Raw genomic sequence first — 22107 nt, 5'->3', positions numbered from 1 at the left:
GCAGGGAAGGGCCGTCATGACGCACGTGGTCGCGACCATCAACCTCAAGGGTGGGGTGGGGAAGACTACGACTACGGCTGCCCTCGGCGAGATGCTGTCCGGTGAGTTCGGGCAACGGGTATTGCTCATCGACCTCGACCCCCAGACCAACCTGACGATGATGATGATTGGGGAGAGTTGCTGGGGTGAGCTCGACTCACAGAGCCTCACCTTGGCGGCGTTGTTCGAGCGGGCGATGTCAGCTGGCGGCAGCGCCTTCGAGTTCGACGTATCGAGCATCATCCAGCATTCTGTGTCGCCGTTGCGCAAGGTGCGGACGGTGGATCTCCTTCCGTCTTCGCTGAAAATGATTGGTCTGCACGAAAGGGTCGCGGGAGCAGGGTTCGCGTCGGGTGACGCGACGGGCATCCTCCTGCGCGCCTTGAAGCCCGTCATCGATCAGTACGACTACGTGCTGGTCGACTGCCCACCGAACCTCGAGACCATCACGCTGAACGGTCTACGTTGCGCGGATGCGTACATCATTCCCACCATTCCCGATGTGATGTCGACCTACGGGATCGGTCCGGTTCAGAAACGGATCGCGCAATTCGGTGAGCGTTGGGGACGGCCAATCGTGGAGTTGGGTGTAGTGATCACCAAGTACCGGAAGGCGTCGACGGTCCACCGAAACACGGTTGATGACCTGAACCGGAGAAGGGACATCACGATGGTGTTCCCATCCCTGATCCCGGAGGCGAATCAGATTGCGGCGGCTGCAGAGTATGCGGACTTCGGCACTCTCCGACAGAAGTACGGAGCGGACGGTCAGTTCATCGCACTGCGGGATCTGGCACAGGATTTCATGGCTACGGCAAAGGTGAGGTTGGGATGGGCGTAGAAGTGACAGGCGGGAGAGACCTGACGGTCGACGAGCTGCGACTGCGGCGGGTTACTTCCGATGCGGAGACGTCGTTGGTGACGCTCGGCAAGGCCAATCCTGAGGTGGCGGTGGCCCTGGCTCGAATGGTCCGGGCGGTCGCAGACGAAGCAAAGCGTACGCCACGGTTTGCGAAGGCGCTGGGTGAGGCACTCACCGTGGGTGGCATTCACGCGACCCCAGCCCCACCCCAGCCTGCCGCCCCGCGTAACACGACTACTACGCGGTCCAAGGGTGTCCTTGATCCGTTCGCTGTGTTTGAGGTATCCGGCGAAGCCGGCCTGCGGGCACGATTGAAGACGCTGAACGCGGAGCAATTGAAGGACATCGTCACCGAGCACTCTATGAACTATGACAAAGCCGCGATGCGTTGGAAGACACCGCCGCGCTTGATCGATCGGATAGTGGAGCGGGTGCAGGCCCGCGCCACCAAGGGCGATGTGCTGCGGTAAGCATGGTGACAGTCGATCGGTACGACGGCTTTGACGGGCAGGTAGTTCTGCACGACGGGTACGTCTGGATAACACGGGAAGATCTCGCGCCGTCAGTGGCGTTGTCATTTGCCACTGCGCCGCGGCGATTGCCAATTTCGGAGATCGGTGAAGTACGGCTCGCGGTCGGAACAACTTCCGAGTTTGGAATCGTCCGCATCATCGAGCGAAGTTTCGACCGCGAAGTGTGGTCGGACAGGCGAGTCGAGATCGGTCATCCCGACGCCGTGCGTTACTACGCCCGCTCGAATCGAGCGTTCGAGCAGCTGGCTCGTTCGCTCAGGGAACTCGACGTCACTGTCGTGGTTCGGGCTTCTCATGTCGAGCCCGTCATCGAAGGACTCGATGGATTCTCCGTCGAGCCGGCGTGTCGTCCTCCGACGCCACAGTCGCCCAAGCTCGCGCCACCCCCGCAACCACGGCCGCAACAGAAGCGTCCTGCGAAAAAGAAGAGTGCCGCACAGCCCAAGCGACCTTCGAAGAAGGCGGGTCCGCGTCCAAAACCGGGTGTCGTCGACAACGCGAGCAACAGCAAGACTGCCCTTCCTCCCGAATTGGACGACAGCGGTCCAGGTGCAGAGGCGGCCACTGATGTCGATGAGTATGAGACTGTCGACTCGATTCGCGCGTATTTGAAGTCGATCAAGAAGCGCTCCCTACTCGGGTCGGGAGACGAATCCGAGCTCGCGCAGCGGATCGAGGCCGGGCTATATGCGGCTTATCTCCTGGAGGAGGCCGAGGAAGCCGGCGAAAAGTTGCCCGACCAGCGACATCGCGACCTGCATCGGATGCGTCGTGGTGGACAGCGTGCCAAGAGGCGGTTCCTCGAGGCGAACTTGCGGTTGGTCGTATCGATCGCTCGTCGGTACCAGGGCAGGGGGCTCGAGCTTCTCGATCTCGTTCAAGAAGGCAACCTTGGATTGATCAGGGCCGTCGAGAAGTTCGACTACAAGACCGGATTCAAGTTCTCGACCTACGCGACGTGGTGGATTCGGCAGGCGATCACTCGTGCCTTGGCCGACCAGTCCAGGGTCATTCGAATTCCGGTGCACATGGTCGAGCAGATCGACCAGCTGGGCAAGGAGCGTACGCGCCTGACGAAGGAGACCGGGCGGGAGCCGACGCCGAGCGAGCTCGCGACTGCGCTGGACACCACAATTGAACACATCGGTGATCTGGAAAAGTACAACCAACGGGTGCTGAGTCTCGATGTGCTCACCGACAATGCAGAACACGACGGGCTAGATTTCGAGGACGACCTGGCCGTAGTTGCCGAGGAAGTCGCTGAGCGGAGACGTTTCTACGAAACGCTGGAATCGGTGCTCTCGCCGCTGTCTGAGCGTGACGCCCAAGTCATCCGGCTCCGGTACGGGCTGACGGGATCGGATCCGTATACCCTCGATGAAATCGGAAAGATCTACGGCGTTACGCGAGAGAGAATCCGACAGATCGAGTCCAAGTTGTTGAAAGCAATGAAAGAGGAGCCAGTCGCAAACATCCTGCGACCCTTCTACGACTTAATTTGAATAGCGGCGGGAAAGCTGAATATGTGGAGGAACAGTTGATTGCGGATATTTCTCAGGGTGCCGACGTCGTACCGGATTTTGATACGCGTCTGCGTAGCGAAGCGATGAGATTTCTGGCAGTCCGCACAAATGACGGTCTCGATTCGATCAGTAGACAGGAACTGCTCGACTTCTCCATCGACGGCGAGATGTTTCGTTTGATGGATCCCACTCGCGGAATTCGAAAGCCACGTCAGCTCACCTCCGCATTGTCGATCAGCACCACCTACCGTCGCGCTGGTGAAGAACGACCCTACGAGGATACGGTCGGTGCAGATGGGCTCCTTCGCTACAAGTGGTCGGGGAAGGATCCCGAGAACATGGACAACCGGGGTCTTCGTGCCGCGATGGAGCTGAAGGTCCCGCTCATCTGGTTCTATGGCGTGGGTCCGAGCCGCTTTCAGGCGATCTACCCTGTATTCATCGTCGCTGAAGAAGCTGAGCAGCACCAATTTGTAGTCGCAACCGAAGTGGCGCGTGACTTGCACCGGACAGAATCGCCGGTGGAGGAGCATCTCCGCCGCTACATCGTGGCGGAGACAAAGCGGCGATTGCATCAGCCCGTCTTCCGGTCCACTGTGATGCGCGCGTACGACACCCGTTGTGCGGTGTGCGCGCTCGGGCATAGCCAGCTGCTCGACGCGGCGCACATCGTCCCGGACTCCGACGATGCGGGCATTGCTTCTGTCCGAAATGGGCTGGCGATGTGCAAGATTCATCATGCGGCTTTCGACGCGCACATTCTGGGTATCCGACCTGACCTCGTGGTCGAAATTCGACAGGACCTGCTCATCGAGATCGACGGACCGATGCTCGAATATGGTTTGAAAGAACGACACCGTCAGAAGCTCATGGTCATTCCATCTGTGCGGGCTGAGCGGCCAGATCGGGAACTACTCGAGGCGAGCTACGAAAAGTTCCGATCGGCGGGGTAGTCGCTGGATCAGCGGCGCCACCTACCGCGAATGGAGGCTTCTGCGTCCGATTTGCGGCCGGGCTCATAGAACAAAAGGGGATGCTGTTTGGTTCGAGGTCGAGACAGTATCCGTTTCCGCGGCCAGGCTGGATACGTAGTGCTACTGATGTTGCGAAATGATTGCCCAATCGCAGCTCTCCCAATGGCGGCGCAGAGCGTCGCGATCCGGGTGATGGCTGGGGTTCGAGGGCATTCTCAAAGGCTTGCCCTCGTAACCGCCGTACTCCGTGTTAACTAAGTCCGGTCCGACCCGTATGCACAAATTCTGGTCGATGGTCATGCGTTGGAGATCGAACAGCGTGTGAATATCGGCGCGAAGTAGCAAGCCGTTGGTCACGTGATTTGTGTGGACACCGTAGTAGCGGTCGATGTGTGCCGCCTCCAATACGGCGAGTACCGTTGATCCAGTAACTGCACAGGTCCTGTCGTAAGAATTGATCAAAGAGTTGCGAAATTGGCCCTGCCCTTGACGTACTGCGATGTGTCTCTGCGCACGTTTGCGGAGATCGTCACCGGGCGCATAGGTAGTGAGTCCGTCCGGAAGGGCCTGATCGATAATGGGCTCCTTCCCGAACAGCGCGCGTAAGTATGCTCGTCCTACCGGGTCCTTCACCTCAATGCGACCATTGCTCGCCGGGACGGTGATTCCGGTAGCCGCGGCCATCTCCTTCCATGGTGGCTGTCGCACCGGTGCGGAGCTCTGCGCCTCCAACTTGAAGCGCCACCGGTATCGTCCGGTGGCCACATCGTGCCAATGTGCAGGCGGATGCGACGAGTTCAACTCAAACGTTGCAGAGGTTGCTCGAGCCCATCCGATGAGACCCGTACCGGCCATCCAAAAGAAGACATCGTCAGCCGGCTCGATCCTGGTGCGTGGCCGTGTATCCCAAAATCCGTCCTTCTTCGCCATTTCCCAGTGATCGGGATAGTCCTTCGATATGACCAGTACCCATGCCGTCAACGCTCGTGCGCCTATCCGGTATCGCACCGGGTGGAGGCATGTCCTGAAGCGGAAGCCTGTCGGGCCGTGCTCGTGTGTGCAGTGTTCTATTCGGTAATGCTGTGACTCAGTTGGTCTCGCTCACCAACGCGTGGAGAGCGTCTCGTGTCTCCTCGTCTGTTGAGTAGATGACCGTGCCCACCATCCCGCGAGTGAGGAGCACCTTGTAGACGTTGCGTACCAGTTTGTTGAATCGCACATCGTCGACCCTTTTCGTGTTCCGCATGTCGGGGTCGCGATTGGCGGAGCGAACCATTTTGAACTGGCCGTCGCGCCACACGAGATCCGGTCCGAGGATGACGCCATTCCAGTCGTACTCGAATCCCTGCGCGGTGTAGACGCAACCGACCTGATCGAATCCGCCGTCCTCGGTGGCCCACAACGGTGCTGGGGGTGCGTCTCCGACGCGTCTGTCGCTCTTACTGTTCCAGGGCCGTGACCAATTGCCGATCTGGACATCGGCGGGTAGTGAACCGTCCTTGTTCGCGTCACTCCACGGCCAGCAATAGCCGGCTGTCATTCGGGAGGTGTAGCCGCGCTCCTGCTGCTGTGAGAGGAGAAGTTCCAGTTCCTGCGGTGTATCGACGACGCGAACCGCGAACTGCGGATCGCCTCTCCACGGGTAGGGCCCACCCTCGACAAGCCCGAGGAGGCGCTTGACCCAAAGCACGTACTCCTCACTGCCACCGCAACGGAACTGTTCGCCGAGGTGGACGTGCTGCGTCTCGAGGCCGATCGTCTTGGCGTGACGCTGGATCTGTTCGAGTGAACCCATTTCGCCGGGACGAACCACCTGATGCTCATCCAGGAGAAATACCGGTACGCGTGCGGCGGCGATCAGCTCGTCGATCTGGGGGCGGTCGGTTCGCAGTTCCGCCTTGGTGTACCGGTCAACGGACGTTTCACGGATGCGGTGGGCCTCGTCGAGCACAAGCACGTCGAGCCCATTGCGGTCTGCGGTCATGAACTGGTTGAAGTACTTGAACATCTTCTGCACTCGAGGGGCGCGTGCGCCGGCCACCTTGCGGAGAGTCTGCGTGAATGATCGGGACCCGGTTGCGTGCAGGACCGTTCTGCCACGTCGAGCGAGCTCACCCACGAGTGACAGCGCGATCACACTCTTGCCGCTTCCCGGCCCTCCTGTGACCACGATGATGCGTTTTCCGTCGTTGGCCCGCGCCTGCTCGACGGCATGCAAGACCAGGTCGACCGCGAGCTGTTGCTCGCCCAGCAAGTGGAACTGTGGTCGGTCGCGGACTTCGGCGGCCGCAACTTTGAGGAGCTGTTGGGAGGGAGCAACGGCGGAGCGGATCAGGGTGTCGCCCGCCGTGTGGCCCGTCGTCGCGGACAAACGCGTCTGGAGAAACGTAAGCATGTCGCCCCGGTCCGCTGCGGTGAAGAGCCGCGCGGTGGTGGTTGCAGGAAAGGCTCGCAGATCCGCAACGGCACCCGGATCTGTGGCGTTGTGGAGGTACGCGATTCCTGCGAGCGCGTCGGGCTGGTCGGCGAGGGTTCTCGCGAAGTCAGCGAGGTACTCACAGTAGGCCTTGACTTGCGCAACAGGGTGCAGCTTCGGCCCGCCAGGCATGCCTGGTACTTCGACGAGTTCCGCGCTGTTCTCGTAACGATGGGCTGTGGACCATTGTTTGAGTTCGACCACGACGTATGACGGCGCGCCTGTTTCCGGATGGGTGCCGGCGAGCACGACGTCTGCTCGTTGCGAAGTCAGTGGAAGGTGGTACTCGACAAGCATCTCCACGCCACCCAAACCTGCGTCCGCCAAGTCGCGGGCCAAGACCGGAAGACTTCGGCTCCAGGACTTCTGCTCGGCTTCGCTGGCACGGTGGCCGGTCCTGAACAGCATCTGTTCCAGTAGCTGTTCAGCCAGGGACTCGGGATGAGCCATGCCGACAATTCGGTCGGCAGAGGTACGAAGCAAGGTCACAGTGGGGTCCCCCGGGCAGCACGAATCCAGTCGTGCGGGTGGGGGCATGTCCGTAGCTGCGAATCGCAGCGGAAGTCCGTCGGGCCGCAACACTCAGATTAGCCGAGTTGCATCGGCGGCTCGTGCAGCGGTGTGCCATGTCAGCCGAAGGACCCGCGAAGTCCCAGGAGTGGCTGCTTCCACCAATTGGCCGCCAACACGCCACGTTCGGACGAAAGTGTCCATCTCCGTCTCGGACGCGGCTCGCCGTTGTCACAGACCCTGTGGTCAGGGGCGTGGGGACCGATACCGTAGGCGACTATCGGACACCGGGTGGCCTGCCTTCTGTGGACGCTCGGCGGTGTCCAGTTCGACAACACCATCGCTCGCGCCCGCACCTCCGACGTTGCTGTCAACTGCCAGGCGGCAGTAATTGGCGCCGCGGCCCGGACGTAGCCCTATGTCCGCGATTTCTCGCGGCCAGCTGGGCGCCAGCGCGACGAGCGACATCAGCTTTCCCCCAGTTCTGTGTACTTTGTCGCCCTGCCCCGCGACTCCTCTTCCGGGTACTTCTTGTCGTTCAGATCGACTTTTTTCCTCACGACTTCGGCGAGGTCGATATCCAGGACCTCAGCCAGCCGCAGCAGGTAGATGAATACATCGGCGACCTCTTCCTCGACATGTGCACGCGTCTTCGCATCCTGACAGACTGCTGCGCTTTGCTCGGGAGTCAGCCACTGAAAGATCTCGGTGAGCTCGCCGACTTCGCCGCTGAGTGCCATCACAAGGTTCTTCGGGGTGTGGAATTGAGACCAGTCTCGGCGCTCGGAGAAGTTCGATACCAGTGACTGGAGATCTTCGATTCCCATGCCGAATTCTTATCACGCGCATCGGTTGAGCTCGACCGGGCACGACAGGCGGATCTGGGGGCAGGCCTTTCCAGGCGATCCCCGCGTGCGAGATGTGAAATCTCGGGAGCTTCGATCGACAAGTGCACGTCGGCGGCCCTGCGAGCCAGTTCGTGCAGTGGTCTTTGTCATGGGTTCACCACCGACCACCGACGGTCTATGCGCTCCAGACCGCTAAGCGACGTTGGTTGGCGACAAGGTGCACGACCGCCGGAGGATCCGAAAGGATGAGTGCTTCGCAGGGGTGAGGAGATGACGCCACAGCCACACCACCGACGTCGGCGCCGAGCCGGCGCCCGTGTGGGTCGTCGGGCAGCAGTTGCTACCGGATCGACAGCGCCGACGGGCGGGCCTTTCGCCCGGGTGGTGGTTGTCCCGTTGGTCTTCAGGACGGTCGCCGACGTGGTGGCCGCTTTAGAACGTCGCCGCATCCGCTAACACGATGGCTGCAGGTGTTACGAAGGGGGCGGCTCAGGCCGTGTGTGGCTCGTAGTCTCGTACCCCGCGCCAGAGAAGTGAGCCGACGGGCAAGGATGCGAACACGCCTTCGGCCGCGGACGATGTCCGTCGATACAGCAGCGGGAGCCGCGTAATGCGTGCAACCTCGGTGAGGTGTGGTCGCTCGAGCGCTCGGTCGACATGGGCGCGAATTGGGATGCTCGCAGACTTGTCGAGGTTGCATCGGCTGTCGGCGGCGACCAGGTTGGCGACACCGTCGATCGGGATCATCGACCAGGCCACCACGTGGTCGATATGGACATCGCCAATTATCCGCCTGCCGCAGTAGAAGCAGCGGTCGTCCTGAAGGTCACGCAAGGGTTCCACCAGGGACCGCAAGGCAGTGCGATCCGTGCCGAACAGGAAGCCGTCCAGGTCTTCCGCGTCGAGTTCAGCGCGGTTGAAGGCGACGACGTCGTGGGTCCACGCGGTGCGGATGAAGGCACGCAGGAGCGCGGAGGTGCGGCGCACGCCCTCCGGTATGCCGGGCCGCAGGGTGATCGTGCCGATGCGATCGACGTCGCCCACCGTCATCTTCTTGTGGAAACCTGATGCGTCGAAGAGGAAGTCGTCACGAGTGTCACGGACGCGCACGTGGGGGACCGTTTGAAGATGCGTGAGCGGTTGTTGCGCGACGGTAAGTCGCAGTGACCGGATGAGTCGTACGTAGTCTGGGTGCTCCGCTTCGCGTGCGGCCTCCGCGGTTCTCAAACTTTCGGCGGCAAGCTGGGTGCGAACGTCGGCGATCCGGTCCGGTATCGATCGGCCCCTCTTGTTCTGAGACAGTCGGCCACGATCGTTGAAGACGCGAACCTGAGGCCAGTAGTACGCCACGATTCGATGCGTGATCTCGTTGACAGGCACCGTGAGACTGCCGTCCGGGGCGGGCGTGTTCTCCACGCAGATATCGACCAGCGCGAGCAACGTCGCCAACTTGTAGGTCGATTCACGACGCCCGGACTCGAGAAGCTGCACTACGCGACTGGCGACGTCGACGGGATCGAGTGGTGTCACGCGCGCCACGTTACGTCAGCGATCGGAGTGATTGGACGGCGGTCGACTTCCCCTCAGCTGATTCATGTGCTCGAGAGATACGGTCAGACAGCCGATACCGCGGTCGTGTCCACGGTGTTATCAAGTGAGCGGTGAACAGATTGCGATGAGTTCGGTCGCAATCGGGGGATGTCGTTCGGTCGGCTGAGCCCGTTCGCTTGCCCCACGTTCGGATCCGCACCCACTTCATCGAAGGAACGACTTCCATGACTCAGCCCCAGTACCCGTACGGCGACCAACCTCAGCAGCCGTATGGGCAGCAGCCCTCGGCGCATCCCGGTCAGAACTTCGGGCCGGGGTCGGGGATGCAACAGCCGGCCGCGTACGGCTACCACCCCGTGACGGGATTGCCGTACTCGCACAAGACGAAGCTTGCTGCCGGGCTGCTCAGTATCTTCTTCGGGTACTTCGGTGCCGGGCGCTTCTACGCCGGCCACACCGGGCTGGGGTTCGCGATGCTGATCGTGAACATCGTGCTCACGGTCGTCAGCCTGGGAATGTGGCTCTTCGTCGCGTGGATCTGGCCCGTCATCGACGGCATCGTCCTCCTGGCGGGTGAACCGAAGGACAAAAACGGACTCCCCCTGAGGTAGTACCGATAATGAAGCATTGTGTTTGGGTTGCCGTGCTTGCGGTCGTACTGACCGCTTGCGGTAACAACACGTCCGCGCCACCGCCCGCAGTTACGGCAACATCGGCGGCCCCTGTGCCAACGACGACTGCAGCAGCGGTTTCCCCGAGCCCGATGAATGCGCCACCACCGGCTCCGGTTGTCACGGAAGCCAGCGAGGCAGTGGCGACCCCGGAGCAGGTCAACGAGGAGCCCTTCGTCGTCGAGTGCTACGAAGGCACACCCGGACCGGCTCTGTGGAGCGACGGTACGACGTCCTTCTCGCAGTGGTGTTTCGATCAACTCGGCGGCGAGCGCTACCTAGAAGGCGAACGGCAAGCCAACGCGTTCGAATGTGACGGCATCACTTGCCGTAATCCCTACACCGGCGGTTCGTACCCGGACCCGGCAGCGATTGCCTCGGACGTGGAAGAGCGAAGCAGAGCCGATGCCGAAGCGAGTGGCTGTGCAACCGGAGGCTGTCTCGAGGCGTACCGCGCATGCCGCGACGGTCTGGTCAGCGGAGATGGCTGCGCCTACTGGGGATTCTAAGGACTAACTGCGTGGTGGTGCGGCTGGTTGTGGAGAGCGACTCGGGGCGATGCCTGCCATCCTGCTGATCGCGCCAGCTGTAGCGCACCGACCGGAGTGATCTTTCGCCCATCCGACGACCTCAGAGTGCGGGGGTCAGTGTCGTGCGGGTGAGGCTGTGCCCCATTCGTTCTCGCTTGGTCGCGAGGTAATGAATGTTGTGGTCGTTCGGTGCGATTTCGAGGGGAGTAGCGCCGGCGATCGTGATGCCGGCCGCGGTGAGGCCTGCCGCCTTGGCGGGGTTGTTGCTGAGCAGGTTGATGCGGTCGATGCGCAGGTCGCGCAGGATCGCGGCGGCGTCGGCGTAGTCGCGCGCATCGATGGGCAGGCCCAGGTGCAGGTTTGCGTCGACGGTGTCGAGACCCCGCTGATCCTGGAGTTGGTAGGCGGCGATCTTCGCAGCCAGCCCGATGCCGCGACCCTCGTGCCCGCGGAGGTAGAGAACGACGCCGGCGCCGGCGTCGGCGATCCTCTCCAGCGCGCCGGACAGTTGGTCGCCGCAATCGCAGCGCCGCGAGCCCAGGGTGTCGCCGGTGAGGCATTCGCTGTGGACGCGCGTCAATGTGGTGGTGCCGGTGGGGTCGCCGAAGACCATGGCGAGGTGTTCGGTTCCGGCGGACGAGCGGTACGCGATGGCGGTGAAGGTGCCGTGGTCGGTGGGGACGGCGGCCTCGGCGCAGCGTTCGATGCTCAGCGTGCGGCGCCGGTAGTTCACCAGCTGTTCGATGGTGACGGCGGGGAGGTCTTCGCGGACCGCGAACGCGCGCACGGCGTCCCCGCGGAGCATGTCGCGTTTGTCCGCGGTGGTGACCTCGCAGATCAGCCCGACGGGGGAGAGGCCCGCAAGGGTGCAGAGGTCGACGGCTGCTTCGGTGTGGCCGCGCCGAGTGAGGACTCCGCCGTCGCGGGCACGCAGCGGTAGGACGTGGCCGGGCCTGGTGAGGTCGGTGTCGACGGTCTCGCGGTCGGCGAGCAGCCGGATGGTGCGGGCCCGGTCGGCTGCGCTGATGCCGGTGGAGGTGCCGGTCGCGGCATCGACGCTGACGGTGAAAGCGGTGCCCCGCGGGTCGGTGGGGTCGTCGACCATCTGAGGCAGGCCGAGGGTGCGGGTTCGTTCGGCGGGCATCGCGACGCAGAAGAATCCGGAGGTGTGCCGGAGGAAGTAGGCGGCATCCCGGGTGGTGACGAACTGGGCGGCCATGACGAGATCGGCTTCGTTCTCCCGGGTTTCGTCGTCGAGAACGAGGATCGGTCTGCCAGCGCGCAGCCGTTCGAGACACTGCTCGATGGTGTTCACGCCGGGCTCGCCGGGCTCAGCTGGTGGAAGGTGGACGTGTAGAACAGCAGCGGGTCTCGCGCGTCGGTCGCTCCGAGCTCGACCACTCGGCCCACGACGAGATCGTGGTCGCCGACGGGTTGGACGAGGTCGATGTCGCAGTCGATCCACGCGTGGGCACCGGTGAGCCTCGGTGATCCGGCGTTTGTCGGCGTCCAGTCGATTCCGCGGAATTTGTCGGTGCCGCTGCGGGCGAAGGCGCGGCCGAGGTCGTGTTGGTCGGCGGCGAGGATGTTGGCGCAGAACCGTCCGTGGGCAGCGACTTTCGGGAAGGTCGTGGAGCCCTGGCCGACGAAGAACGCGACGAGGGCGGGGTCGAGCGAGACGGAGCTGAAGGAACCGACGGTCAGTCCGACGGGGTTGCCGGCGTGGTCGAGTGCGGTGACGGCGACGACGCCAGTGCAGAATCTTCCGAGGACGGTGCGGTAGGCGTCCCGGATCTCGTCGGGGGTCGTGGCGCTGATGTGCGGGGTAGTGGTTCGCATCGGTACCTTCTTCGGGCTGCGGGGTGGAGAGTCGCCCTGTCGGGCGGTCGTGCTGAATGGGCCGGCGGGCCGAACTTCCGGCCGCCGCGCTGCCGCGGCGGCCGGCAAGCAGCTAGACCGACAGTCCTGTCTTGGCCCAGAACTCCTCGAACGTCGCCGAGCACATGTCGGTGCCGCGGGTGACCTTGCCGTCCTCGAAGCGGTGCGTCATCACGATCGTGGTGTCGAGTTCGAGTTCGCCGAGGCGACGGTAGGCCCGGACGTTGGCGACCACCAGGTCGTCACCGACGACGTCGACGGACACGACCTCATTGCGGGACTCGTCGAGCTTCGCCAGGACGCCGAAGGCCTCGAGGAACTCGCCCTTCGTGTAGAGGCGCAGGGTTCCCTCGAGCGTGAACCCGGCCCACGTCATCTCTTCCGAGTACAGCTCCACGAGCGGAACGGGGTTCCCCGCGTCGGCGGCGGCGAAAGCTGCCTTCAGGGCGGCGGCATTGCTGTTGGTCATGCGGACTCCATCGTCGCTTCGGATATGTCGGCACCACGAGTGCTTCTGTGGTGCGCATCACCTTGCCCGTGCGGGGAGTCCGGCGGAACCGTCCAGCTACGTGGTTCGCTACGGTCACGCACGGCCGGACCCGGGCTCACGCATCTGTGCAGGAAGATCGCTCTTTCGGCGACTCGTGCGGGAGTCGAATGCGTAGAACGCACGGTCGCGGTGACACATCTTGACCCCCGAAAGTTGACAGGCGCAGGACCAGCGACGACAGTGATCCAAATCTCAATTGCCGGGAGGGTGGCCGACCGGTCTCGAGTCCAGAAGGGGCCTTGTGAACGCTGACGAGTGGGACGAGATTCGCCGACTCCACCGGCAAGGATCACCCATCAAGCACATCGCCGTGCAGCTCGGAATGTCGCGTAACACGGTGCGCCGCGCGCTGACTCTCGACGAGCCACCCAGCGACCACCGCAGTCGACGCGGCTCCGTCGTAGACCCCGTCGATTCGGCCATCCGGGAGCTGATCGCCGACGACCCCGACATCACGATCGCGGAGATCGCGCGACGGATCCAGTGGGATAAGTCGAGGACCACGCTGGCCCGGCGGGTCACCAGCATCCGTGCGGAGCTGTCGTCCGGCGAGCCCCACGACGTCCCCGTCGATGCGGTGTCCGCGGTCCCGTCGATCCCGGTGTACGGCACCAGCTTCGTCGGGCGTCGGACCGAACTGCTCGAGCTCCGCAGACTGCTCGGCGACCACCGTCTCGTAACCATCACCGGCCCGGGCGGAATGGGCAAGACCCGCCTGGCGATCCACGCCGCCGTCGAGTACCGCCGGGCCTTTCCGGACGGCGTGCGCGTGATCGAACTCGCCGCACTGCGCAGCCCCGACCTGCTGACCCAGACCGTCGTGGACGGGCTCGCGCTCGCGAACCGCGACATGCACGCCAGCCCGACGGAGAACACCATCATCGAGTACCTCCGGACGCGGAGGATGCTGCTGATCCTCGACAACTGCGAACACCTCCTCGACGAATGCGCGCAATTGGTGTCGGTGCTGCTGCGCTCCACGACGGACCTGCGCATCGTCACCACCAGCCGCGAGATTCTCTCGGTTCCGGACGAATTCGTCTTCCCGCTGCCGCCGTTGCCCACGGTCAACGGAACGGAGTCGTCCACCCCGGCGCGCGGAACGGGCAGCGCCGTGGAACTGTTCGTGAACCGGGCCGCCGCGGTCCTCTCGAAGTTCGAGTTGACCGAGGAGAACCGCGACGCGGTGATGCGTGTCTGCGATCGCCTCGACGGCCTCCCGCTCGCCATCGAATTGGCCTGCGCGCGATTGCCCGTGCTTTCGGTGCACGAGCTGGCGGATCGGCTCGATCATCGACTGAATCTCCTCACTACCGGTAACCGCACCGGCCCGCAGCGGCATCGCAGTCTCCAGGCGACGATGGACTGGAGCTACGAACTCTGCACCCGCGAACAACAACTCCTCTGGTCACGGGTTTCAATCTTCGCGGGTGGATTCGACCTCGGCATGGCCGAAGAGGTCTGCAGCGACGCCGACGTCCCGGCGGACACCGTGCTCGACGGGATCTCGGCACTCGTCGGCAAATCGATCCTGCACCGCGAAGAGGGCGGCACACACGTGCGGTTCCGGATGCTCGAGTCGATCCGCGAATACGGGAACAGCAAGCTGACCGCCGCGGAGATGGACACCCTGACACTGCGGCACCTGCGCTGGTGTACGCGGCTGGTGACCACGACGGCCGACAATTGGTTCAGTGCCGACCAACGCGCCGGAAGCGAGAAGCTGCGTCGCAACCGTGCCAATATCCGGTCGGCGCTGCACGCGGCACTGCTGGATTCGTCCGACGACGACGACGTGCGGATGGCCGCGGACATGGTCTCGCGCGCCTGGTTCCTCTGGTCGTGCGGGTTCTCGGTGCGCGAGCACCGGATGTGGCTGAACCGCATCCTCGAACGGGAGACGGCGCCGACCGCCACCAGGGGCCGGATGCTCGTCAACCTCGGTCTCGTCCAGACTTTGCAGGGTGACCGCGCGTCCGCCGACTCGGCGCTGACCGAGGCCTCCGCCGTCAACCTGACCGCCGACGACGCCATCACCGGCGCGTTCACGGCTGACGTCATGGGACTGAAGGCCTTCTTCGCCGGCGATTTCGACGAGGCGGAACGGCGGCTCACGGCCGCGCTGGAAATGTACGAGGAGATCCCGGACCGTGAGGACCTCGCCCACACGCTGCGCGTCCACCTCGGAATGCTCTACTGCTTCACCGACGAGACGGCTCGTGCCACGGAACTCTTCGAGACGGTAAACGAGCGTGCCCTCGCGGTCGGGGAGTCGTGGCTGCGTTCCTACGCCGTCTACGGGCTCGGGCTGGTCGCATTGATGAATGAGGAGTTCGAGGACGCGCTCCGGCTCGGCTCCGAAAGCCTGCGCCTGCGGCGTGACTTCGACGACGTCGTCGGAACCACCCTGGTCACCGACCTTCTGGGATGGGCCGAAGCCGAGGCAGGGTCGGCGGAGCGGTCGGCCGTGCTCCTCGGTGCCGCCTCCTCGATGTGGGAGTCGTTCGGCATGCAGCTGTACGGTTCGAGCCACTGGGTCGAGCAACGCACACGCTTCGAGAAGCAGGCGCGAAAGGCCCTGGGAGACGATCAGTTCGAGAAGTGCCACACCAGCGGCGCCGCGATGTCGGTCTCCGAGATCACCGGATTCGTCCTGGGGGAGTCGCTACCGTCCAGTGATCCGGCCCCGGTGGGTGTGCGCCCGGACGACCTGCTGTCCCCGCGCGAACAGGAGGTGGCCGCGCACGTCGCCGCCGGCATGACCAACAAGGAGATCGCCGCCAAACTGGTTCTGTCGCCGCGCACCGTGGAAGGCCACGTCGAACACATTCTGGAGAAGCTGGGGATGAGCAGGCGTCACGAGATCGCCGCAGCGTTCGCGCACGCGGGGCGGGGCACGCCGGGCTAGATCCGCGTGCCCCGCACCCGCGTGGATGTGCTGGTCAGACCTTGTTGAGGGCTCCCGCGTCGACCGGCATCGCGATGCCGGTGACGTAACGGGCCGCGTCCGATGCCAGCCACACCACGGCGTTGCTGACGTCGACCGGCTCGATCCACGGCGTCGGGAGCACGTTCATCGCCGTCTCGCACGCCTCACGGAAATCCTCGTGCGTCGGTGCCTCCAGGTCGGGGCGGAACAGGCGGTACATGTCCTCGTTGTCGATCATGTCCGTCAGCACCGACGTGGGATGGATGGAGTTGCACCGAATCCGATGGGCGCCCAGCTCGTTGGCGGCGGTCCGCGCGAGTCCGGTGACGCCGTGTTTCGCGGCGACGTAGTGGGCGAAGTTCGGGAAGCCCTGCAGACCGCCGGTGGAGCTGATCAGGACGATCGACCCGCCCTCGCCCTGCTCGATCAGGTGGGGGACGGTGGCCCGCATGGTCTTCCACACGCCCGACAGGTTGATGTCGAGCATTTCGTCCCACTGCTCTTCGGTGAGCTCGTGCAGCGGGGCGGACGAGAAGATGCCGGCGTTCGCGACCACAGTGTCGAGCCGTCCGAGCTTCGAGACACCCTCGGCCACCACCTCCTGGAGCTGACTCAGCGACCGGACGTCGGCGACCGCGACGTGGGCGCGCTGCCCGAACTTCTCGATGTGCCGGGCCGTTTCGTGGAGTTCGTCCTCCGTTGCGCCGCGGTACTTCGTCGTCGCCGGCTTGGCGCAGAGGTCGACGATGATGACGTCGGCGCCTTCCTCCGCGAGCCGGACGGCATGCGAGCGTCCCTGCCCGCGTGCGGCTCCCGTCACCAGCGCGACCTTGCCTTCAAGCTGTCCCATCGGGGGTCCTTCCGTAGTGAATGAACTGGGGTCTTCAGACGGCGTATGCGCGCATGATCGGTGTGGCGGCGTCGACGAGGGTGATCTGATCGACCAGCATGTGCTGCGTCGCGACGGCCGCGTCACGGACGCACCGGCCGAGGGCGCTGGGGTTGCGGATCGACTGGCTGCCGGCCCAGCGGTGCGCGAAGCCGACGATCTCACCGGCAACCTCCTGCGACCAGGTGATCACCTGACGCAGCCGCGCCCGCTGCTCCTCGGTGATCTCCACGCCGGCGCGCGCGCTGGCCTCGGCGTCCTCGTGGGCGGCGTACACGTACAGGCGAGTCGCCTGGTAGAGAGCCTCGTACTTGCTGAACTCGCGGCGGAACAGTTCCGACTCGCCGACCACGGTGGCGTAGCCGGGGCGCGCCTTGTTCGCGACGATCCGGACGATCTCCTCGAGCGCCCGCTTCGCCAAGCCGAGTGCCACGGGTGCGTGCCCGCCGACGCCGATGCCGAGCAGTCCCAAGCGGTACACGGCCTCGGAGCGAACGGGCGTGGTGGAGAACGTCTCCATCGTGAACTTGTCCGGAATGAAGCGGTTGTGGACGGCGTAGTCGTAGCTGCCCGTGCCGACCAACCCCATCACGTTCCAATTCCCGAGGAACTCGACGTCGGCCCGCGGCAGGAAGCCGACGCGGCAGTCGGGGGTTCCGGCCTCGTCCACGATGGGGTTCCCGTTGTCGTCGTGGACGACGAATCCCGCGCCGATCCATGTGGCGTGCGCCGATCCGCTCGCGAACTGGTAGCGGCCGGTGACGCGGTAGCCGCCCTCGACGCGGACGGCCTTGCCGGTGGGCATGATCATGCCCGCGGTGATGCCCCGGTCCGGACCGCCGAACATCTCGCGGGCGCCCTCGTCGTTCATGAATCCGGCGGCGATGCCGGTGCTGAAGGAGTTGGCCATCAGCGCCCAGCCCGTCGACGCGTCGGCCCGCGAGATTTCCTCGATCACCTCGAGTGCCTGCACGATGCCCAGCCCACCGCCGCCGAACTCCGCCGGCACGAGGGTCCAGAACAGCTCCGCCTCGGCGAGGGCCTCGTACACCGGCCTGGTGATCGTCGCGTCACGCTCGATCGCATCTGCCTCCTGCTCGACGACGCGGGCGACCGCCTGCGCCCGGGCGAGGTAGTCGACAGGCTCCCGATCGACGAGGGCAGACACTGATCGATCAACGGTTTGCGTCATGGAAATGACCTTCCTGGTATGCAACTCGGCTCGTCGTCCACCGCGTATTTCGGCGGGAACGAGATCGCGGTATGACCTGAATCACAATGGTCGGTCCGCGCGCTGCACACAGGCGGGTGACCACGTGGTCCACTACGTGGTCACTCGGTCGGGTATACGGCGAGCGTGAAGCTTGCCCGGTCAAATATCGTTGGTTGCCGCGGTTACACCGCGTGAGAGTTGCCGAGTCGGCGATGAGTCATCTGTTTCGCAGGTCCGCCCGCGGGCCCACCGCGGTGGCGGCCACGCCCCTGGTTGACTCGACATCTGCCTGCCGAACTCGATGGCGGCGGAAACAGCCTGGCCACCGGTCATTGCCAATCGCTCGTCACTGCGTGGCGGAAGCAACTCGACCAAATGTCCGTAGGTCAGCACGGAACAGACCCCGTCCTTTTCGAGGACCAGAATTCCCGGGTAGAGCTCGCAGACCAGAGTCCGCGACCCGGGTGCGGTCGTGAAGTGTGTGGCCCTCACCTCGAGCAGGGGCCGTCCCGCGACAACGCACGCGGTCCAGGCCGGCCGCGCCCAGGCACCAGGAGGCGGTATGTTTCGGATCCTGCGCGGCCCGTCGAAGTAGCGGCTGAGCGCAACGAAATCGACCAGGTCGCCGAATCGGTCGGCAGCAATCTGCGCGTGTGCCCCGGGAATGGTGAATGCCTCGTGCAGGTCATCCGGTAGCGGTTCGACCTCGTCACCGAATGACAGCATCATCTGGACGCGGCCCCCTTCGACGGCGACGACGCCCGGGTACCTCTCGCACACCAGCCGCCGTTCCCCGTGCCGTTCGATGTGTGTCGCCCTGACCTGCATCCATCCATCGGTCTCGCGGCATTCGCCCGCGGAGTGGGCGATTTTGTACCGCATCACCTGTCCCCACAAAGTCCGCGAGGGCGTCACCTGTCCCCGAAGCGCGGCGCCCAGAACCGCAGGTTGCGGAAGTAGTCGATGTCCTGGTCTTTATCGTCGAACGCGAAAGCGATGAGGTCGTCCCACTCAGGGCGCATGTTGCGGCCGACCGGCCACACCGTGTCCTGGCTGGTGTACAGGTAGTACCGCCTCGTGGTGGGGGCGGCCTTCTCCCACTTCACCTTGACCGAGCAACCATCGCCCGGGTTGTCGGTGATCCGTGAGTCTTTCGGCGCAAACCCGGTCCTTCAGGTCCGGGATAGCCGATCTGGTTTTGTCGGACTGTGGGGCTAGTGTCTGGGTCATGGCGGGGAAGATGGTGAAGCGGGCGTTCAAGTTTCGTTTGTATCCGACTGCGGTGCAGGCGGAACAGCTTGCTCGGACGTTCGGGTGCACTCGGTATGTCTACAATCGGGCGTTGGCCGAGCGGTCCCGGGCCTGGTCGCAGGAGCAGCGGCGGATCACCTACAGCGACACCTCGACGATGCTCACCGGATGGAAACGGGACGCGGAGACCGCGTGGTTGGCGGAGCCGTCGAAGGGGCCGCTGCAGGAATCGCTGCGGCAATTGCAGGGTGCGTTCGAGAGGTTCTGGCGCAAGCAGACCCGCTACCCGCAATTCAAGAAGAAGGGCCAGTCGAAGGAGTCGGCGACCTACTACGCGAACTGCTTCACCTACCGCGGCGGGCAGGTCCGGTTGGCCAAGCAGTCCGAACCGCTGGATATTCGGTGGTCGAGGCCGCTGCCGGAGGGGGCGGTGCCGTCGCAGGTGACGGTGTCGCGCAATGCCCGCGGTCAGTACCACATTTCGATCCTCGTCGAAGACGTGATTCCCGAACTCGAACCGGCCGATCGGGTGGTCGGGCTCGACGCCGGGATCACCAGCCTGTACACGCTGTCGACGGGGGAGAAGATCACCAACCCGCGACACGAGCGCAGGGACCGTGAGCGGCTGGCGAAAGCGCAGCGGGTACTGGCCAAGAAGGAGAAGGGGTCCCGGAACCGGACCAAGGCCCGACTGAAGGTCGCGAAGATTCATGGCCGGATCGCCGATCGGCGCCGCGATTATCTGCACAAACTCTCCACTCGTTTGGTGCGCGAAAATCAAGTGATCGCCATCGAGGATCTGAGTGTGCGGAACATGGTGAAGAATCGGTCGTTGTCTCGGGCGATCTCGGATGCGGGTTGGTCGGAGTTCCGGTCGATGCTCGAGTACAAGGCCGACTGGTACGGGCGGCGGGTGGTGGCGATCGACCGGTTTCATCCGTCGTCGAAGACCTGCTCGGTGTGCGGGGAGGTCGCGTCGGCGATGCCGCTGAACGTGCGGGAGTGGGCGTGCCGATGCGGCGTCGTCCATGATCGGGATGTGAATGCTGCGAGGAATATTTTGGCCGTCGGACTGGCGGTGGCAGCCTGCGGAGACGGTGTGAGACCACCCCGCACCTAAGGTGCGGGGTGGCGACTGTCGGTGAAACAGGAACCTCGGGACGCGAGTCCCGAGGTGAGTCTCGGTCGTTCACGGCCGAGAGGACGTCAAGAGGTTGCTCGGAACCTCGCGCACAGTGAGTAGGCGAGGAAGAACAATCCCGCGCCCAAACCGTACGCCGCTGCGGAGATTCCCAGATCGGCTTCCAGGTGGTGCTTGGCCAGGCCGATGTTGGTGCGGTCGATGAACGCGATGATGTACGCGGCGATCAGCAGCGGCATCAGCTTCCGGAAGATGAGCCTGTTCAGTTCTTCACCGGGCGGCACGGAGGCAGCGTGGGTGGGGTTGTCAGACATGGCAGTGCCCTTCTCAGGGTGTCGAGAGGTGATCCCCATACGCGGAGTGCGCAGGAGAAGTGGTGATGAAGTTGTGTGGGCGCATGCTCACGGCGCACGTTCGGCCGCCGCCTGGGTGGCCGTGTGCTCCCTCCGTGGGCATCCGCAGGTAGTGCCGATGCGGAGTTCGTGGGCGCGAAGTACCGACTGAAATGAGCCTCCGGCCCCGTCGATGCGGCGGGTGAGGAGTTCGAGGGCTTGTTCGGCCATTTCTCGGCGTGGTTGATTGACCGTGGTCAGTTCGACGAGGGGTGACGCGCCGGGAAAGAGGCCGTCGAAGCCGGTGACGGCGACATCATCCGGGACGGTGATCGAGTGCGCACGCAGCGCACTGATCGCTCCGAGTGCGATGGCGTCGCTACCGCAGACGATCACTCGCGGAAGGGCTTTTCGTGCGAGGAGTTCTTCGACGGCCGCGTACCCTCCCTGCTCGCTGAGGTAGGTGCTGATGTGGTGCGAAGCGATGCTTCGAATGCCGTGTGACTCGGCGGTGCGAGTGAATCCGTCCTCTCTGGCGGCGGATGCGCTCGATACGCGGGGCCCGACGATGGTCACGATGTCTCTATATCCGTGTTCCAGAACGTGTTCCATCATTTCCGCTGCGGCCGCCCGGTCGTCGATCCCGACGAAATCGGCCTCGATTCGTTCGATCCGCCGTGACAGCTGGATCAGCGGTATGTGCGCGCTACGGAGGGAGCGGATCACGTCGCCGTCGTCGGGATGCAGCACGGTGAACACGACACCGTCGACGTGTCGGGCGATCATCGCGTCTACCACGGACCGGAGAGTCGCGGGATCCTCCTGTGTATGGGCGAGGAACACCTCGTATCCGCGGGCCCGGGCGGCGTCGATCGTTCCCGCCGCGATCTCGGTGTAGAACGGATTGGCGATGTCGGTCAGGGCGAGGCCGATGACGCGCGTCTGGTGCGATCGGAGGCGGTTCGCCCGTGCGCTGGACGTGTGCCCCAGTTCCTCGGCTACCTCCAGAATCCGCTCTCGGGTTTCCTCGGACACCCCGGATCTCCCGTTCATCACGTAGGAGACGGTGGCCGGGGAGACGCCCACCGCTCGTGCGACGTCGGCAGCGGACACGCGCCGCGGGCGCTGGGCGCTAGTTCGTGTGGTCGTTCTCATGGGTTCACCTCCTCGGTCCGATCTGATGTGCCGACGTTAAGTGTGACCCAAATCATTAAGCAACGTTAAGTCGCCAGCGAGGCCGAGACCGTCGGAGGAACGGCAGCGACGGGTACTCCGCAGCCCAAGGGGCGGCGCCAACCGTCACTGCTGGTGCCGAATGGCCCGGCTCACAACTTAACGTTGCTGAACACGTTCGATCGGTTCCGGCGGTCCGGATTGACGGCACCTACGGTGAATTTTCCGGTTTCC

At 64.1% G+C, this 22107-nt stretch carries 20 protein-coding genes and 1 pseudogene; 8 read left to right on the top strand and 13 right to left on the bottom strand.

Translation table 11 applies throughout. From position 1 onward, the window contains the following. The first annotated feature begins 16 nt into the window (after positions 1–16). Genes P3H15_RS35125 through P3H15_RS35110 form a run of 4 tightly spaced genes read left to right on the top strand, consistent with a single transcriptional unit; the run spans position 17 to position 3910 of the window. Positions 17–880 (top strand): ParA family protein, encoded by an 864-nt coding sequence (locus P3H15_RS35125; RefSeq protein WP_276141473.1) that lies wholly within the window; start codon positions 17–19, stop codon positions 878–880. Continuing rightward, the gene (locus P3H15_RS35120; RefSeq protein ID WP_276141472.1) at positions 871–1371 is read left to right on the top strand and encodes a hypothetical protein; all 501 of its coding nucleotides are present in this window, start codon (positions 871–873) and stop codon (positions 1369–1371) included. The genes P3H15_RS35125 and P3H15_RS35120 overlap by 10 nt, the downstream gene beginning before the upstream one ends. Before the next feature lie 2 nt (positions 1372–1373). Further along, a complete protein-coding gene (locus P3H15_RS35115) occupies positions 1374–2936 on the top strand; it encodes a sigma-70 family RNA polymerase sigma factor (protein ID WP_276141471.1) in 1563 nt (520 codons plus the stop codon). Between the two features lie 23 nt (positions 2937–2959). Next, complete coding sequence (locus P3H15_RS35110; protein ID WP_276141470.1) at positions 2960–3910, top strand: HNH endonuclease; 951 nt, start codon at positions 2960–2962, stop codon at positions 3908–3910. A gap of 141 nt (positions 3911–4051) precedes the next feature. Here P3H15_RS35110 and P3H15_RS35105 read toward each other — a convergent pair whose 3' ends face one another. The 4 genes from P3H15_RS35105 to P3H15_RS35090 all read right to left on the bottom strand — a co-directional run bounded on the left by P3H15_RS35105 (position 4052) and on the right by P3H15_RS35090 (position 9295). Then, a complete protein-coding gene (locus tag P3H15_RS35105) occupies positions 4052–4861 on the bottom strand; it encodes an HNH endonuclease (RefSeq protein ID WP_276141469.1) in 810 nt (269 codons plus the stop codon). A gap of 157 nt (positions 4862–5018) precedes the next feature. Next, positions 5019–6896 carry a DUF2075 domain-containing protein gene (locus tag P3H15_RS35100; protein WP_346348812.1) on the bottom strand — a complete coding sequence of 626 codons (1878 nt, stop codon included), beginning with the start codon at positions 6894–6896 and terminating at the stop codon, positions 5019–5021. 488 nt (positions 6897–7384) lie between these two features. Beyond that, complete coding sequence (locus P3H15_RS35095) at positions 7385–7744, bottom strand: nucleotide pyrophosphohydrolase (protein ID WP_276141467.1); 360 nt, start codon at positions 7742–7744, stop codon at positions 7385–7387. A 510-nt stretch (positions 7745–8254) separates the two neighbouring features. Next, positions 8255–9295, bottom strand: a complete 1041-nt coding sequence (locus P3H15_RS35090) for an HNH endonuclease (protein WP_276141466.1) — start codon at positions 9293–9295, stop codon at positions 8255–8257. 245 nt (positions 9296–9540) lie between these two features. Between P3H15_RS35090 and P3H15_RS35085 the strand changes: the two genes are divergently transcribed. Both P3H15_RS35085 and P3H15_RS35080 read left to right on the top strand, forming a co-directional pair. Beyond that, entirely contained in the window at positions 9541–9927 is a 387-nt protein-coding gene (locus P3H15_RS35085; RefSeq protein ID WP_276141465.1) for a TM2 domain-containing protein, read from the top strand. A gap of 152 nt (positions 9928–10079) precedes the next feature. Then, the gene (locus tag P3H15_RS35080) at positions 10080–10496 is read left to right on the top strand and encodes a hypothetical protein (RefSeq protein ID WP_276141464.1); all 417 of its coding nucleotides are present in this window, start codon (positions 10080–10082) and stop codon (positions 10494–10496) included. Between the two features lie 121 nt (positions 10497–10617). On the opposite strand, the gene ribB is transcribed toward P3H15_RS35080, so the two are convergent. From ribB to P3H15_RS35065, 3 genes are all read right to left on the bottom strand, one after another. Further along, positions 10618–11832, bottom strand: a complete 1215-nt coding sequence (gene ribB, locus P3H15_RS35075; RefSeq protein WP_276141463.1) for a 3,4-dihydroxy-2-butanone-4-phosphate synthase — start codon at positions 11830–11832, stop codon at positions 10618–10620. Beyond that, positions 11829–12356 carry a flavin reductase family protein gene (locus P3H15_RS35070; RefSeq protein ID WP_276141462.1) on the bottom strand — a complete coding sequence of 176 codons (528 nt, stop codon included), beginning with the start codon at positions 12354–12356 and terminating at the stop codon, positions 11829–11831. Before P3H15_RS35070 ends, ribB begins: the two co-directional genes overlap by 4 nt. Positions 12357–12468: 112 nt before the next feature. After that, the gene (locus P3H15_RS35065) at positions 12469–12864 is read right to left on the bottom strand and encodes a nuclear transport factor 2 family protein (RefSeq protein ID WP_276141461.1); all 396 of its coding nucleotides are present in this window, start codon (positions 12862–12864) and stop codon (positions 12469–12471) included. Positions 12865–13186: 322 nt separating this feature from the next. Here P3H15_RS35065 and P3H15_RS35060 point away from each other — a divergent pair, with 322 nt between their 5' ends. Continuing rightward, on the top strand, positions 13187–15853 hold the full coding sequence (locus P3H15_RS35060; RefSeq protein ID WP_276141460.1) for a LuxR C-terminal-related transcriptional regulator: 2667 nt from the start codon (positions 13187–13189) through the stop codon (positions 15851–15853). A gap of 34 nt (positions 15854–15887) precedes the next feature. Here the strand turns inward: P3H15_RS35060 and P3H15_RS35055 are convergent, their stop codons facing one another. From P3H15_RS35055 to P3H15_RS35040, 4 genes are all read right to left on the bottom strand, one after another. Continuing rightward, positions 15888–16724 carry a mycofactocin-coupled SDR family oxidoreductase gene (locus tag P3H15_RS35055; RefSeq protein ID WP_276141459.1) on the bottom strand — a complete coding sequence of 279 codons (837 nt, stop codon included), beginning with the start codon at positions 16722–16724 and terminating at the stop codon, positions 15888–15890. A 34-nt stretch (positions 16725–16758) separates the two neighbouring features. Continuing rightward, positions 16759–17955 carry an acyl-CoA dehydrogenase family protein gene (locus P3H15_RS35050; RefSeq protein WP_276141458.1) on the bottom strand — a complete coding sequence of 399 codons (1197 nt, stop codon included), beginning with the start codon at positions 17953–17955 and terminating at the stop codon, positions 16759–16761. A gap of 180 nt (positions 17956–18135) precedes the next feature. Next, entirely contained in the window at positions 18136–18858 is a 723-nt protein-coding gene (locus tag P3H15_RS35045) for a hypothetical protein (RefSeq protein WP_276141457.1), read from the bottom strand. A gap of 29 nt (positions 18859–18887) precedes the next feature. Then, positions 18888–19082 carry a hypothetical protein gene (locus P3H15_RS35040; RefSeq protein ID WP_276141456.1) on the bottom strand — a complete coding sequence of 65 codons (195 nt, stop codon included), beginning with the start codon at positions 19080–19082 and terminating at the stop codon, positions 18888–18890. Between the two features lie 122 nt (positions 19083–19204). On the opposite strand from P3H15_RS35040, the gene P3H15_RS35035 reads away from it, so the two are divergent. Next, on the top strand, positions 19205–20347 hold the full coding sequence (locus tag P3H15_RS35035; protein ID WP_276141455.1) for an RNA-guided endonuclease TnpB family protein: 1143 nt from the start codon (positions 19205–19207) through the stop codon (positions 20345–20347). A 110-nt stretch (positions 20348–20457) separates the two neighbouring features. On the opposite strand, the pseudogene P3H15_RS35030 reads toward P3H15_RS35035, so the two are convergent. Together P3H15_RS35030 and P3H15_RS35025 are read right to left on the bottom strand one after the other, a co-directional pair. Then, positions 20458–20634 (bottom strand): annotated as a pseudogene (locus P3H15_RS35030) (MFS transporter); the annotation flags it as partial. A gap of 135 nt (positions 20635–20769) precedes the next feature. Continuing rightward, positions 20770–21855 carry a LacI family DNA-binding transcriptional regulator gene (locus P3H15_RS35025; protein ID WP_276141454.1) on the bottom strand — a complete coding sequence of 362 codons (1086 nt, stop codon included), beginning with the start codon at positions 21853–21855 and terminating at the stop codon, positions 20770–20772. Positions 21856–22107 lie beyond the last annotated feature (252 nt).

This window comes from Rhodococcus sp. T2V, from assembly GCF_029269925.1.
Lineage (GTDB): Bacteria > Actinomycetota > Actinomycetes > Mycobacteriales > Mycobacteriaceae > Rhodococcus_F > Rhodococcus_F koreensis.
Note: the sequence above shows the minus strand (reverse complement) of the source record. Positions and strands in the feature narration are given on the sequence as shown.